Source organism: Micromonospora sp. NPDC047548 (genome assembly GCF_040642975.1).
Taxonomy (GTDB): Bacteria; Actinomycetota; Actinomycetes; order Mycobacteriales; family Micromonosporaceae; genus Micromonospora.
Genome location: NZ_JBEYTI010000042.1, coordinates 1 through 15,368, shown reverse-complemented (window position 1 = coordinate 15,368; position 15,368 = coordinate 1). Strand labels below are relative to the sequence as shown.

Sequence of the window (15,368 nt, the reverse complement as noted above, 5' to 3'; positions counted from 1 at the left end):
CGACGGCTCGGGCGGGGTCTGAGCCGTCGCCGCGGTCCCCACCGTCAGTGGCGCGCCCAGCGGCCGACCACGGCCGCGGCGCCGCCGCCCCGGCGTACCGGCTCGGCCGCGGCGAGCAGCCGGCCGTCCTCCAGGAACTCGATACCGGTCGCGGCGCCGATCTCCGTAGTGGGAGAGAAGGCGTGACCCGGGGGAAGGCCGTTGGCGTACTCGGTGGTGAACGCCGGCTCGGCCTGAGTGCTGGCGCCGTTGCGCTGCGATGCCCGCGGCGCCGCCAGCGCCTCCGGCAGGGTCATTCCCAGGTCGATCCGGTTGACCAGCATCTGCAGGACCGTGGTGATGATCGTCGCGCCCCCGGGCGTGCCGACAGCCAGGAACGGCCGTCCGTCGGCCAGCACGATTGTGGGCGACATGGAACTGCGCGGGCGCTTGCCCGGCGCCGGCAGGTTCGGGTCGGGCGCAGTGCCCTGGGTCGGCGCGAAGTTGAAGTCCGTCAGCTCGTTGTTGAGCAGGAATCCCCGACCGGGTACGACCATCCCGTTGCCGCCGGTCGCCTCGATGGTCAGCGTGTACTCCACCACGTTGCCCCACCGGTCGGCCACGGTCAGGTTGGTGGTGCTCTTGCGGTCATCGCGGGTGTCGGCGACCGTCGCCGCCGAGCAGCCGTCGTAGGAGCCGTCGGGGACGCCGGGTGCGACCGGCTTGGGCAGCGCCGCCGAGGCATCGATCAGGCACGCGCGTTCCGTGGCGTACGCGTCGCTGAGCAGTTCGCGGAGCACGTGTCGCGGGGTGTGGTCGCCGACGTACCGGTTGCGGTCGGCGAACGCGAGCGCGCTGGCCTCCAGGTAGTGGTGCATCGCGTGGGTCGCGGTCATCGACCGCAGGTCGTACTGCTCGAGGATGTTGAGCGCCTCGCCCACCGCGGTGCCGCCACTCGACGGGGTGGCCATGCCGTACACCTCGAGGCCGCGGTAGTCCGACCGGGTCGGCTCGGGGAACCGGGTCCGGTAGCCGGCGAGGTCGGCGGAGGTCATTCCGGCCGGGCGGACCGGGTACGGCCACGACCCGATCGGCTGCGCTGCCACCGGCGGGTGCTGCACGGTGGCAACAACGTCGCTGCCGACCTCGCCCCGGTAGAACACGTCGGTGCCCTGCCTGGCGATCAGCCGGTACGTCTCGGCGAGGTCCGGGTTGCGGAAGGTGCTGCCGACCGCCGGCGGCTGCCCACCGGGCAGGTACAGCGCGCTGGTCGAGCTGAACTGCCCGAACGCGGCTTGATTCGCGGCGATCTGGCTGGCGAAGGTCTCGTCGACGGTGAAGCCGTCCTCGGCGACCCGCGCGGCGGACTTGAGCAGCTGCGCCAGCGACCGGGTGCCCCAGCGGTCCAGCGCGTCCTGCCAGGTGAGCAGGGTGCCGGGGACGCCGACCGACAGCCCGCTGATCCGGGCCTCGTCGAACCGGTACGGCTGCCCGGTCGCCGAATTGATGAAGCTGCTCTCGGTCATCGACGCCGGCGCCGACTCGCGGCCGTCGATGGTGTGCACCCGCCTCGTCTTCGCGTCGTAGTAGACGAAGAAGCCACCGCCACCGACGCCGGCCGAGAAGGGTTCGGTGACCCCGAGCGTCGCCGCCGCGGCGACCGCCGCGTCGACCGCGTTGCCACCGCGCCGCAGCACATCCAGCCCGACCGCCGTGGCGGCGGCGAAGAAGGTCGCGACCGCACGAGCCCGTACCACCACGACGCCCCGGGCGCCAGCGAAGAAAGCCACCACCATGGAATCCTTCGGCAACCAGCGGACGGCCCGAAAATCCACCCGCTGATCAGACAGCCGAAATCCTTTTGTCTCTGCGCTTCGCCGTCCAGGCGGCGGCGGTCCTGACGAGGCGGCGATGATGGCGGCGACATCGGCTGCCGAGAACCGCAGGTGCTTGCCGAGGAGGGTGCAGGGGAGCTGTCGGCGGCTCGGACGGTCCGGTTAGCGGGATGGGCCGGCGCGGCGTGGGGCCGTGGTGAGGGGCGGACATCTGATCCGCTCCATCCCGGTCGGCGCTGGTGATGTCAATCCCCTGGGAGTGTGGAGGGTTGTTTAAGCTGCCTGAGCCCGGCGGGCTTCGGCGATGAAGTGTTCTGCGGGTGCCGACAATACTGTCCTTCCTGGTCACGACCCGTCTCCTCACACGGCGCCACCTCGCCCGAGCCTGCGTTTCGGCGCACACCTGATCGACGAAGGCGACTGGGTGATGATGCCTGCCTGTGCTACTGCGACTGGCATACCTCGCCGTGACCAGTCCCCTACGACCGCTACCAGAGCCGATCTCCGACCCTGCCGCGATCACGAACCTCACCATCCGTCGGCGTGACCGCCTCGGCGGCATCATCCACAGGTATGAACATGCCGCGTGTCCTGCACGGATAGCAATTTCGGCACCCGCAGCCTCTGTGGACGCAGCCGGTCGCCCGCTCGTCGCCCCACAGCGCGCCCCCGTCGCGAGGATCCAACCACTCACCGCAACGGCATTGCTGCTGGTGAATGTACGCTGCTAGTCATGGGGCACGTCGTTCCGGCGGACGCGAACTACGACCTTGCTGGAGGTTCGAGTCATGCCCCGTCCATCCCTTTCCCCAGGGCTCCGCGATGCGGCGCCACGACTGCGCGGCGTCGCCCTCGCCGCGGCCGGCCTGTTGCTGCTGTCCTCGATCGCGCTGGTGTCCGAGCCGGCGGCCGCCGCCGGCCCCACGCTCGCCGCAGACCAGGCGGTCGATGACACGGGCTGCTCCGCGAACGTCGACGGCACGGCCGCTTTCACTCCCGTCCTGTCGCTCGACCTCCCGACTCAGGCGAGGTGGCTCAACCAGACCCCGCCGTACACCTTCGACCGCACCGACACGGTCGCCGCCGGCTTCGACCGGGTCGGCTACTGCCTCGAGCTCAATGGGCCGGCAGGCCCGCAGTGGGTCTGGACGGCCATGGAGCCCTTCACGACGGACGCGCACCAGCTCGGGTTGCCGACCCGCACCGGCGAGATCACCCGCCAGCGGGTCAACGACCTGGACGTCGCCTCCAATGTTCCCGACGTGACCACGGGCACCGGCCTGGCGGGCTACCTGGAGATGTGGCCCAACACGTACAGCGCGGGCTCGTCCCGGCAGATCTCCGGGGCCTCGTCCGCGCTCTACGACGCCGACGACGCCGTCAACTCCTCTGGCGGATACGGGTCGTTCCAGGTGCACCAGGTCGGCGCCGGCCGGCCGTCGCCGGCGGCGCCGCGCACCGTGTTCGCGGTCAACACCTTCACCTCGACCGGCGCGGCGCTCTCGCTCGGCATTGGGTCCGCGCCGACCGGTCATCCGGACTGGACGTTCGCCGGGAACGCCGGCACGTTCACCCAACGGCGGCTGACCGTGTACGCCCGGTCCTCCGTGCTGACCCTGGACCAACACCCGCAGGACCGTCAGTTGTACTCCCGGGACGCCGCGAACGGCGCCATCGTGCCGGTGTCCGGCATGATCACCGATCCGCGGGTCAAGGCGGTGCAGCTCCACGTCACCAGCGGCGACGACGAGTGGACCTACACGGCCGAGGTTACCCACCGGCACGACTTCTCGTTCCGCCCCCGCATCGACGCCAGATTGCGGGAGTACCGGTTCGAGCTACGCGCGCTGGGTGCCCAGGTGACGCGCCGGGTGGGCGTCTGGGAAGGCATCGTGGCCGGCGACGTCTACGTCATCCAGGGCCAGTCCAACGCCGTGTCGGCCACCTACAACGGCTCCTCAGCCGGCGAGGAGTCGCCGTTCATCCGCAGCTACGGGTCTCCCACAGCGGATCCCGTCCTGTCCGCGGCCGACCGGCACTGGAACTACGCCGGCAGCGAGGTCACCAACCAGCCCGGCTCGATCGGGCAGTGGGGCATCCGGATGGCCCGGCGTATCACGGACACCTACCAGGTGCCGGTGGCGGTCGTCAACGGCGCGCACGGTGGCCAGCCGATCTCGTTCTTCCAGCGCAAGGACGCCAACCCGGACGACATCAGCACCAACTACGGCCGACTGCGCCAACGCCTGGTGGGCGCGGGGGTGCTGGGCGACGTCCGCGGGCTGCTCTGGTACCAGGGTGAGTCCGACAACGACAACGCGTCCGTACACGTCACCGGCTTCACCGCGCTACTCGACGACTGGCGCGCCGAGCTGGGAGCCGACGTCGCCGAGGGTACCCGGTACTTCGTCTACCAGGTGCGCACCTCGCCATGCGGCAACAGCACCACCGGCGCGCTGCGCGAGGCGCAGCGGCAGATGGGCGACACGCTCGGCGTGACATTGCTGTCGACCAACGGCCTCTCCGGACACGACGGCTGCCACTACGCCTGGGAGCAGGGCTACCGGGAGATGGGCGACCACACGTTCGCGGTGGTGGCGCGCGACCTCTACCACGGGCCCGGCGAGGGGGTCGCCCCGCCGAACCCGAGCACCGCGGCGTTCTCGAACGCCGAGCGCACGGAGATCACCATCCGGTTGCGCAGCGACGACCCGCTGACGGTCGAGCCGGGTTCGGCGGCGGACTTCCGGGTCAACGGGACCACGGCCACCGTGACGGAGGTCGAATACCTCGCCGGCGGCCGGCTGACGCTGACGCTCTCCGCGCCCGCCGACGGAGCGACGGGCGTGAGCTACCTCGGCCATCTGCGGGCCGGACCGTGGATCGTCAACGCGACCGGCAGCGGCCTGCTGACCTTCTACAACCTGCCGATCGCCTGACCGGGCCGAGACGGAGGGCCCGGCCGCCGTGGCGACCGGGCCCTCCCTGTCTGCCTGTACCGCACCAAACCCCGCGCTGCAGGTCACCGGGGACGACCGATACGGCGGTCACGCCGCTCGGCGGTACTCGTTGATCACCCCGCCGAGCACCCGTCCTCGGTGGACCGGCGCGTTCAGGTCGATCACCGTGCCCGGCTCGCGCAACGGCGGACACTGCTTGAGGTTCTGGTGCGGCCGGTGTTCGTTGAAATGACGGACATAGTCGGTCAGCACCCGGTGGCGTACCGCAGCGTGGACAACGTCCCCGGCGAGTGCGGGAGCGGCCACGCACCAGGATCGAGTCAGCTGACCAATCGACCGTGTCGACAACCACGTTGGACAGATGAGGAAGGACCCTGTTCAGGAATCGCGCAGGCATGGCGCAGATGATCACCACCGCCCTGGGCCTGACCACACCTGGCGCCGCGGTTCGCACCCTACGGAGCCGTTCCGGCCCGCCTGGTCGCAACCAGGCGGGCCAGATCCTGTCACTGTTCAGTTGTCAGCAGCGGATCGGGGACAGATTGAAGTCCTCCACCCTCGGGGTGGAGATGATCTTCGTTGGACGGGTCTGGGGCTGCCAGCCTTCCTTGGCGACGACGACAGTCAACGGGTTGTGTCGACGGTCCAGCCAGTAGGCGTACTTACCCTGGGCGTCGGTGGCGAGTGTCCACGACAGGGCCTTCGAGATGACCTGGATGGTCGCACCCTGGAGCGGTGAGGTGGCACCCTGGCAGCTCGTCCCGGTGACCGTACCCATCAGCTTGTTCCAGGTGTTCGGAGGCTGCGCGTTCATCGTCACCGGCACCGGCTGCACCGTGTACGGCGTGTTCTCCTTGATCGTAATCGAACCGGTGTAGGCACCGGGCTGGTCGACGTTCGCCGTCATCCCGACGGTGACCGTGACCTTCTGACCGGGTGCCAGTGTGGCCGACGTTTTGTCGATCGTCATCCAGCTGACGTCCACCGGGCCTTCAGCACACTCCTCGAGCCCGGGCAGCGCCTCGCTGTCCGGCGTGACGTTGAAGCCACCGGACGAGCCGCCGATCTTGTAGAAGCCGCACGCCGCGCCACCGCGGTACCGGGCGGTGTTGGCGTTCGGCAGGTTGGACCACGCGTTGGTGGCCGGGTCGTAGGAGAAGCCGGCGTTGGTGACGGCTCCGCCCTGATCACCGCCGACGACCAGCAGCTTGCCGTTCGCGACCGCGAACGAGCTGGCCCAGCTGCCGACCGGGGCGTCGGCGATGGCGGTCCAGGCGTTGGCCTCCGGGTCGAAGGCGTAGCCCGCCTTCTGCGCGGCGGACACCCCGTCGTGACCACCGACGCAGTAGACGACGCCGTCGATCCCGCCGCAGGAGGCGAACGCCACCGACTTCGGGTAGTTGGGCAACGTCTCCCAGGTGTCGCTGCCCGGGTCGTACCGGACGGCGGAGTTCGACATCGGCGTACAGCCCGACGTGGTGCAACCACCGATGGCGTACAGCTTGCCATCGACGACCGCCGGCCCGGCCGCGGCGCGCGGCACCGGGTTGTTGGCCTTCTTCGTCCAGGTGTTGGCCGCCGGGTCGTAGGACCAGGTGGTGCCGTCGGGGCCGGACGCCCCCCAGCCGCCGGTCGCGATGATCTTCCCGCCCACGACGCCCACCGTCATGGCGCTACGCGCACCGGGAAGATCGGCGATCGCCGCCCAGGTTTGCGCGATCGGGTCGTAGACGTAGTTCTTCGCCGAGTTCGACGTGCCGGTGGCGCCGGCGATCGAGTACACCTTGCCGTCGAGGTTCACCACCCGGTTGTCCATCACTTTCGCCGGGTAGGGCGCGATGTTCGTCCAGGGCTCGGCCTGCGGGCCGGCCGCGGTGGTTGCCGTGGCCGCCTTGCCGGTCGCCAGCGCGGCGAACGACGTCGGGACGTTGAGCCGCTGTTCCGGTGCGCCGTCGGCGGCGAGCATCTCCTGCTTGCTCAGCCGGGACCCGTCGGCCCGGAGGAGCTCGAAGCCGCCGTCCCGCTCACCGAACTGGACGTCGACGGGCACGCCGCCGGTGTTGGTCACGGTGAACGTCTTGTTCACCGTGCCGGTGGGCATCTGGACCGTCCCGCTCACCGAGGTCGGCTCGATCGACAGCCGGCCGGCGGCGAGTTGGAAGGTCGCGGACGTCGCCCCGTTCTTCTGGACGTCGACGTCCTTGCTGTGGCTGACGTAGTTGCCGGCCTTCGCGGTGAACTTGTGCGACCCGGTCAGCGACGAGAACATCCAGAAGAAGCCGTCCGGCAGGTTGGCGTCGTCCGGGGTCGCGGCGGTGGTGACCTTCTCGGCCGTCCGGTCGTCGCTGGTGACGGTGGCACCGTTGACGTAGCTGTCGGTGTTCTCGTCACGGACATGACCAAGCACCAGTCCACCCTCGACCGGCTGGCAGGAGACCTCGCTGCCGATCAGCACGTTGTCGACCTGCCACCACCATCCCCACACGGAGTTGTAGTAGCGGAACCGGACCCTGGTCTGCGCGTTGCCGGCCGCCTGCGGGATTTTGACCTCGGTCACCTGCGGTCCGCGGACGGGGTCCGCCTCCCGGAGCACATTGGTCCAGGTGGTGCCGCCATCGAGGCTGAGATCGACGTCCGCGCGGTTGGCGCCCCACTGCCGGTGGTCCTCGTTGAACCGGATCACCGGAGCGGCGACGTTGGTCAGGTCGACGACCGGGCTGACCAGCGAGCTGTCCTGCCGCTGGTTGCTGCCGTACATGTTGCTGTCGAGCACCGCGAAGTTGCCGGTGCCGCCGGTCAGGTTGCCGCGCTTGCCGGGGTCGTTGAACTGCCAGACCTGGCCGTTACCGAGACCGTCCACCACGGACCAACCCGCCGGCACCGTGGTGCCGTCAAAGGGTTCGTACACGCCGTCGGAGCTGTACCGGTACCCGGGCGCCGTCGTGCTGCACGCGTTGAAGTCCACCGGCACGGCGATGTCCTGGGTGACGTCGCTCGAGCCGACGACGACGTCCTTGGTCACCGTCTGGTAGCCCGAGTACCGCGGCTCGACCTTCACCTTGTAGGTCGCCCCGCTCGCGATCTTGAAACTGTAGCGACCGTCGGCGGGCGTGGTGTAGTCGGACACACCCGACGCGCCCTCGACGCTCACCTTCGCGTACAACGGCCAGCCGTGTCCGGAACCGTCAGTGACCGACCCGCTGACGGTGACGCTCGGTACCGCCGCCAGCGCGACGTTGGTCGTCGTGGTGGTGTCCTTGGTGATCGTCGCCGACACCGTTTTGGTCTCGTAGCCGTACGCCGACGCGGCGACCTGGTAGTCGCCGGCCGGAAGCCGCGACGAGTACTTGCCGTCGCTCCCGGTGGTCAGCTGGCGAGACGCCGGACCGGTCAGGGCCACCGTGGCACCGCCGATCGCCTTACCGGTGCTCGCGTCGGTGATCGTGCCGGCCAGGGTGCCGGTGTCGCCGATCGGGGCGGCGTTGACCAGCGCAAGGGCGTCCAGCCGGCCCTCACCGTAGACGTTGTTGTTCGCTGCGGTGCCACCGCACTGGAGGTCTTCCTTGTCGACCGCTGTGGTGTTCAGCAGCGCGCGGGTCGCGTTGATGTCACCGACCAGCGCCGGCGCCGCCGACCACAGCAGCGCGACCGCGCCCGCGAGGTGCGGGGAGGCCATCGAGGTGCCGTTGTAGCTGGAGTAGCCGCTGCCCGGAATACTCGACCGGACGTTCACGCCGGGGGCCGAGATGTTCGGCTTGATCGCGCCGTCCTGCCCGGCGCCACGGGAGGAGAAGCTGGCGATGTTGTTGTTGATGTCGTAGGCGCCGGTGGCGTAGTTGTTGATCCGGCTGCTCGGGGAGCCGCTGGTCTGGCAACCCGGACCGATGTTGCCGTTGGACCAGGCTCCGAAGATGCCCGACGCGGCCCACGCGTCGGTCACGTCCTCCATGAACGGGGCGTTGGAGGGCAACTGGCTTCCCCACGAGTTGTTGATGATGTTCGGCCGCTTGCTGGCGTCCGGGTTCTTTCCGTTGAGGTCCCGGGGCTGCAGCATCCACTGGCCGGAGGAGATCAGCGCGGCGTCGCTGGGGCAGCAGCCGTTCGCCGCGATCCACTTGACCGCGGGCGCGACGCCGATCTGGTTCGCGCCGTCGGAGCCGGCCATGGTGCCCATGGTGTGGGTGCCGTGGCCGTTGTTGTCGCAGGGCGCGGTGGCGCAGGTCGCAGCGGCGTTGTACCAGTTGTAGTTGTGGTTGAACGTGCCGTCGCCGTTGTTGCCGCGGTAGGAGTTCACCAGCGCCGGGTGGTCGAACTGGACCCCGGTGTCGATGTTCGCCACCGTGATGCCCGCACCCTTGACGCCGTACTGGGACCAGACGTCGTCGGCGTTGATGTTCGCGATGCCCCACTCGAGGGCGTTCACGGCCTTCTCGTCGGTGCCCTCGGTGATCTTGGGCGCCTCGTAGGCGACCGGGGCGTACAGGCCCTCGACCTCGGCGTGGGTGGCGAAGTTCTGCACCATCGACGACGAGCCGCCGCTGACCTTGATGGCGTTGGTCGCCCAGAAGGTCTGGTACTTCACGCCCGAGCTGTTGAGCTCAGCCCGGATCTTGGCCTGGCTTGCGGCGGCGGTCTTCTGCAACCCTTCGGCGACCGCGGTGCCCCGCTTGTTCCAGTCCTTGATCGCACTGGCCTGGCTCAGGTCCGCCTTGTCCTTGAAGTGGATCCAGAAGTCGCCCTCGCTCTTGGCCTGGAGCTGCCTGGTGAGCTCCGGACGGATCTTGTCCGACGGGGAGGCATCTCCTGCCCCGGTCGGTGCCGCCTGTGCACCTGAACCGGTGGTGGCCAGCCCTGTTGCGGCGAGGACCATCGCCGCGCCGGCGCTCACCAGACATCTGGCGAGGCGCCTCCTGTGTGGACGTCTCAGCATTGGTGCGGCCTCCTCGAAAACGACCCACTGTTATCAAGCCTTGGCGAAGGCTCCGCCACGTGTGGCGGGGGGCCGCCCGGCGTCGGCTCTTGTGCCGCTGGGGTCCGCTCGCGTTCTTCCATTGCCGCAGTCTCAGCCCGTGCCGGTGACACGCGCGACTGGTCGGATGAGGTGTTTAAATATCCCGACGCGCTGATTTAATCGTCGGCAGCGGTTGCGGCATCCTCGGACAGCAGTCCCAGCTCCACGACCCGTACCGCCACCGCGGTACGGGACGGGACGCGCAGCTTCCGCATGGCCGACTTGAGATGGCCTGCCACCGTCTGCACGGAAAGCACGAGATCCTCGGCGATCTGCCGGTTGGTCCTGCCGGCGAGCAGCAGCCGCACCACGTCCAGTTCCCGCGGCGAGAGCCGATCTCCGTAACTGGGTCGGCCGCGCGCGCGGCGGGGCGCGGACACACCGAGATCGCGCAGCCGGCGCCGTACCCGGTCGGCGTCGCGGCTGGCACCCAACGCAGCGAACCCTTCCAGCACCTCGGCCAGGTCCGCCTGCCCGCCATCGGTCGGGTCGCTCGCCGCGCTCAGCTCCGCCGCGCGCAGGGCGGCGTACGGTCGCGGCAGTGACCACCAGATGTCGGCGGCACGCCGGTAGAGGGCAGCCGCGCGCCACCGATCGCCGCAAGCCTCGGCGACCGCGGCGCGGGCCTGGACCCGCGCCGCCCGCGCCGCGGGGATGTCCCGCCCGCGCATGCCTCGTGCGAAGTCCCGGACCAGGTCCGCCGCCGCGTCCAACCGTTCGGCGGCGACCAGCGCGTCGACTCGTACCGGCACCACGGGGACAGCCCACAGCCAGATTCCCCTGGCCGCGACGATCCGTACTGGTTCCTCGGTGACGGACAGTGCGGCGTCGATATCACCATCGGCCAGCCGTGACGTGGCGATCGCGGCGGCGGTCTCCATGTAGAGCTCGGCCAGGCTGTGCCGCCGGGCCACGTCGAGCACCGCGGTGAGATCAGGCACGCTTGCGCCCGTTGCCGCGCGGACCATGCCGGCGACCAGTTTCGCCTCGGCCCAGATGATAGGTGAGGGGTCATCGGCACCAGCCACGGCCTCCGCCCGCTCGGCCAGGTCGGTCCACTCGCCGACAAACCAGTCCAGGTGCACCTGGGTGGCGAGCACCGCGTCCCGTATCGCCATCAGGTCGTGCCGCTCGGCGAGGGTGAGGGCGACGGCCAGGTGACGGCGGGCCCGGTGGTAGCGGCCCCAGTACATGGCGGCATCTCCGAAGTTCAGGTGCCCCCGGGTCACATGCTGACGTGTCGTCGCACCAGGAACGTCCTGCGGAATCGTGGCCGCTTCGACCCACCCCGACTCCTCGCCCATTCTCAGCAGCTCGCTCGCCCGGCTGACGACGAGGTTGAGCCGGTCCGCCGGTGACCACCCGGACTCGCGCGTGGCGGCCGAGCGCCGCAACCAATCCAGGTTCGCGGCCATGGTCCCGGCGAACAACGCTGGCCGGCCCAGGAGAACCATCGCCCACACCGCCTCCAGCGACCCAGGCGGCAACTCCGCAACTGACCGTTCCGCCTCGTTGTGGGCCGCGGCGATCTCACCCCCCACCGACAGCACCCGGGCGAGGTGCAGCCGTGCCAAACCGCGCTCGCGCACGGGCAGCGAAGCGCAGTCCACAGCCCGACGCAGCGCCCGCACCAAAATGTCCAGGCGAGCCGGACCGGTGAACCCGACGAACGGCACCTTGTTCACCAGACGGGCCACGTCGCCCACGGGCAGCTCCGGGCTCTCCAGCAGCTGGTACAGCAGGGCCGCCGCCGCGGCCTCGTCGGCCGACCCGAGCGCCACATCCACGGCCAGCTCGGCATACCGAAGCCACGAGGCGATCTCGCCGGCCTCGCGGAAATGGCGGGCAAGACGGGCCAGCGGTGCGGGCGTACGGTGCTGGAGGAGCTCGGCCGCACGGCGGTGCAGCACACGCCGCTCGGCCGGCGGAATCGTGTCGTACACCGCCCGGGCCGCCAGCGGGTACCGCACCGAGAACAACCCGCGCGAGTCCTGCTGCAGCAGACCGGTCTGAATGGCCTCGGACAGGCCTTGATCCGCGTCACCGGAGGCCAGACCGCTGACCGCGGCGAGCAACGCACCGTCCGACGGGTCAGCGAACACGGCCGCGGCGCGCAACACCGCCTGGGCCGGGAGGCCGAGCCGCGCGGCCCGTTCGAGCACGGCGTCACGGACCGTGGCCGGAATGTCGATCCGGTCCAACCGGCGCCGCGCCCAGCCCTCGCCACGATAGGTCAGATCGGCACGGTCATACAGCAGGCGCAACACCTCTTCGACCGCCAGCGGGATCCCGGCAGTGTGCCGATGCAGAAACTCCACCAACTCGGCGGAGATGCTCTCGCCCGCCAGCATCGAAGACATCAACCGGCCGGTCTGGGCCACGTCGAGGCCACCCAGCGGGATACGCAGCTGGATGGTCCCGGCCGGCCGCCGCGAGGACAGCCGCACCACCGGCGTATCCGCGGGCAGATCCTCCGGCCGGTACGTAACAAGCAGCCCTGGGCGAGAGCTGGACCAGACAACCGGACGCGTGACGAGGAACAGGAGAAACTCCACAGTGGCCTCGTCCGCCCAGTGCGCGTCCTCCACAACCAGTACTGCGATGCGTAGTCGGTCCAGCAGCTCCACCAACGCGCGGAACAACCGGTGCCGCCCCGCGCGTGGGTCATCGAGCGGTTCCGGCGGTGGCCCCAGGTCCGCTGCCCACTCGGGAAAGAATGGGCGCAGCGTCCCGGCCAGCGCGCTCAACCCAAGACCCGCAACCGTTTCGGTCGCCTGCCGTACCGCATCCAACAGCGGGCCGAGCGTGTCCGGTTCGCGAAACGGCGGACAGACCGCGACCAGAACACGCCGCGCCCGCATCGCCGGAGACGCCAGAAGCTCCAGCACCAGACGGCTCTTGCCGATCCCAGCCTCTCCCTCGACCAGAACCAGCGCCGGTTCCTGCTCCATCGCCTGCGCCAGCGCGGTTAACTCCCTGGCCCGGCCCACAAAGGCTGGCGAGGCCAACCGGGGGAACCGCGCGTCGCCGCCGCCGCGCATACCGGCTGAACCCGACATCACAGGGCTCCTCGGTCTAGATCAAATAGACGCCTTGATTCTCTATGTCTCTGCCTCACTGTCAACCAGCCCGAACGCCCAAGATTGCGGCCAACAGCGGCAACAGCTCCTATTTGTGGTGATCGGTGTGGAACCTGGCGATGCCTGCAGAGCGGGCAGCATTGCCACGAGGCCGGGAACGGGCCGCCGGAGGGAACCGACTGGGTGCGCATCTCGGCGCTCTACGAGATTCGGTGGCGTAGTGGATTTCGGGTCTGCCGAAGAAGCTTTCACCGTCGCTGGCTGGTTCTGCCGACGACGCAGATGCCGGCTGGCCATCGACCTGATCAGTGTCTGTTCGATCTGGCTGCCGTTGGCGTCTCATGCCTTCAGGCGCAGTGACACGTAGCCCGATGCCGGGTTGCGGACGGACACCTTGTATTGGCCGTCGCTCTTGTTCTTCGCCGTTGCGGGAAGCCAGGTGGCACCGTCGTCGGCGGACGCCTCCACCTCGACCCCATCCAGCCAGACCAGGTCCCCATGGCGAACTGCTCGTCCTGGGAATCAAGACCGCCGCCTCCACCGTGCGGGAGATCCTCAACGATGCCGGGATCGACCCGGCACCCGAGCGCACATCCACCACCTGGGCCAACTTCCTCCGCTGCCAAGCCGACACCCTGCTCGCCTGCGACTTCTTCGAGACCGTCACCCTGACCGGGACTCGGATGTACGTGCTGGCGGTCATCGAGCATGCCAGTCGCCGGATCCGCATCCTCGGCGCGACCGCCCACCCGACCGCCTCTTGGGTAGCCCAAGCCGCGAAGAACCTGGTGATGGACCTGGAGGACACCGACCGCCGGGCACGGTTCCTGATCCGAGACCGCGACGGAAAGTTCCCCTCCCTGTTCGACACCGTGCTCAACGACGCGGAGATCGAGAGTGCTCAGCGGCGTCCGATTGCCGAGAATGAACGCCCTCATGGAGCGATGGGTGCAGACCTGCCGACGGGAACTGCTCGACCGCACCCTGATCTGGAACCAGCGGCACCTGCTCCACGCCCTGCACGAGTACGAGCGGTTCTACAACTCCCACCGGCCCCACCAGGGCATTGCCAAGGCCCGCCCACTGCACGCGACGACGTGGAGAGCCGTATGCGGGGCCAACTCGCACGTACGGTTCGGCGAGCGGCATGAGGAAACGGAGCTGGGGGCAACCTCGGCACCGCGCCTCATGCCGACTCGACGACATACGCCGCCGCGACCGCCTAGGCGGCATCCTCCACGAGTACCGACATGGAGCCTGACCTGGCCGGATGGCATTTTCGGCAAGCGCAACCCGCCTGAGGGTCCTGACCTCGACGTCCGGCATCGGTGTCAGGCCCACAAGCCCGTATTCTGCTCGAAGTCGGCGTTGGCACCGTCTTCCCCGCTCCTGGCCGGCTACGTCGGCCTGGCCCCGGTCATCCGCCGTTCCGGCAGCACGGTCAGGCGCCCAGCGCAGTGTGATCCCCGTCTCGCTCACGAAAACTGGAGACATCGTCATCACCGCCGGCGCGACCACTACCGACACCCGCGGAACATCGCCGTGGGCGAACAGCTCGGCTCTGGTGTCTGCCAACTTACCGGCGCCAGACGACTACCTGCCGCCGGCCGTCGGTGCCGCCGACCGCAGACTACGGGGAGCCTCGCCGAGCTGGGTGCCGTAGGTGTCGACCAGATGCTTCCGCAGAGCATCAGCGAACCCAACGCCATCACCGGTGCGCAGACGCTCGGCGAGCATCTCATGCTCGACGATGATGTCGGCGCACCGGGCGAGGAGCCGGTCGCCGTAGCTGAACAGCAGGAATCGCTGCCGGTCGGCTAGCCGATCGTTGAGCTCGAGCAGGATGTCGTTGCCTGCCGCTTCCACGAAAATGCGGTGGAACTCGATCGTCAACTCGATGAAACGCCGAACGTCATCGGCCTGGAACGCCTCACGCTGTGCCGCGATCAACCGGCACAAGCGCTCGGCGAGCACCTCCCTGGCCTCGGCACTGGCCCGGCTGGCCGCGGTGGACTCCAGGATCAGGCGGGCGTCCGCCAGGTCGGTCACCGCCCGCTCGCTGAGTCCCTGAACGAGCGCGCCACGCTTGGGGTAGATGACGATCCAACCTTCGTCCTGCAACCGAGCGAGCGCGGTCCGTACCGGGGTGCGGCTAACACCGATCTCGGTGGCCAGGACCTCCTCGCCCAGCATGGTCCCCGTCGGGTAGACGCCGTTGAGGATGCCATCGCGGATCGCCTGGTAGGCGCGTTCAGCTGCACTTGCGCTGTTTGCCAACGACTCTCCCCTCCATTGTTACGCTACCGCCGGGCGCGGCCACCCATACAACAAGTATGCGTCTGGCGCGTGTGCGCCGACGGCTGCCCCGCGCAGCGGTGGGAGAGGCGCGATCTTGGTGGACGGCCGCAGTTGTCAAGGGTCAGGACGAAGTCCTGTCCGATGGCCTTGGGTTCTCCTTGTGGGCGGACAGCAGAAATCCATGCTGGTGGCCAGGTGATCTCCT

Annotated in this window: 7 protein-coding genes and 1 pseudogene; 2 read left to right on the top strand and 6 right to left on the bottom strand. The window is 69.2% G+C overall.

All coding sequences use genetic code 11. From position 1 onward, the window contains the following. Positions 1-44: 44 nt before the first annotated feature. The gene (ggt, locus tag ABZ807_RS27560) at positions 45-1,769 is read right to left on the bottom strand and encodes a gamma-glutamyltransferase (protein ID WP_357163970.1); all 1,725 of its coding nucleotides are present in this window, start codon (positions 1,767-1,769) and stop codon (positions 45-47) included. An 833-nt stretch (positions 1,770-2,602) separates the two neighbouring features. Here ggt and ABZ807_RS27555 point away from each other — a divergent pair. Next, positions 2,603-4,753: a sialate O-acetylesterase gene (locus ABZ807_RS27555; RefSeq protein ID WP_357163967.1), complete on the top strand. Its 2,151-nt coding sequence runs from the start codon at positions 2,603-2,605 to the stop codon at positions 4,751-4,753. Between the two features lie 108 nt (positions 4,754-4,861). Here the strand turns inward: ABZ807_RS27555 and ABZ807_RS27550 are convergent, their stop codons facing one another. The 4 genes from ABZ807_RS27550 to ABZ807_RS27535 all read right to left on the bottom strand — a co-directional run bounded on the left by ABZ807_RS27550 (position 4,862) and on the right by ABZ807_RS27535 (position 13,333). Then, positions 4,862-5,080: a transposase gene (locus ABZ807_RS27550; protein ID WP_357163964.1), complete on the bottom strand. Its 219-nt coding sequence runs from the start codon at positions 5,078-5,080 to the stop codon at positions 4,862-4,864. Between the two features lie 214 nt (positions 5,081-5,294). Further along, positions 5,295-9,662 carry a S8 family serine peptidase gene (locus tag ABZ807_RS27545; protein ID WP_357163961.1) on the bottom strand — a complete coding sequence of 1,456 codons (4,368 nt, stop codon included), beginning with the start codon at positions 9,660-9,662 and terminating at the stop codon, positions 5,295-5,297. Between the two features lie 239 nt (positions 9,663-9,901). Beyond that, positions 9,902-12,826, bottom strand: coding sequence for an AAA family ATPase (locus ABZ807_RS27540; RefSeq protein WP_357163958.1), 2,925 nt, complete (start codon positions 12,824-12,826; stop codon positions 9,902-9,904). A gap of 378 nt (positions 12,827-13,204) precedes the next feature. Then, complete coding sequence (locus ABZ807_RS27535) at positions 13,205-13,333, bottom strand: hypothetical protein (protein ID WP_357163956.1); 129 nt, start codon at positions 13,331-13,333, stop codon at positions 13,205-13,207. Positions 13,334-13,789: 456 nt separating this feature from the next. Here ABZ807_RS27535 and ABZ807_RS27530 point away from each other — a divergent pair. Next, positions 13,790-13,885, top strand: a pseudogene (locus ABZ807_RS27530) (integrase); the annotation flags it as partial. 573 nt (positions 13,886-14,458) lie between these two features. Here the strand turns inward: ABZ807_RS27530 and ABZ807_RS27525 are convergent. Next, entirely contained in the window at positions 14,459-15,142 is a 684-nt protein-coding gene (locus ABZ807_RS27525; protein WP_357163953.1) for a GntR family transcriptional regulator, read from the bottom strand. Positions 15,143-15,368: the final 226 nt, after the last annotated feature.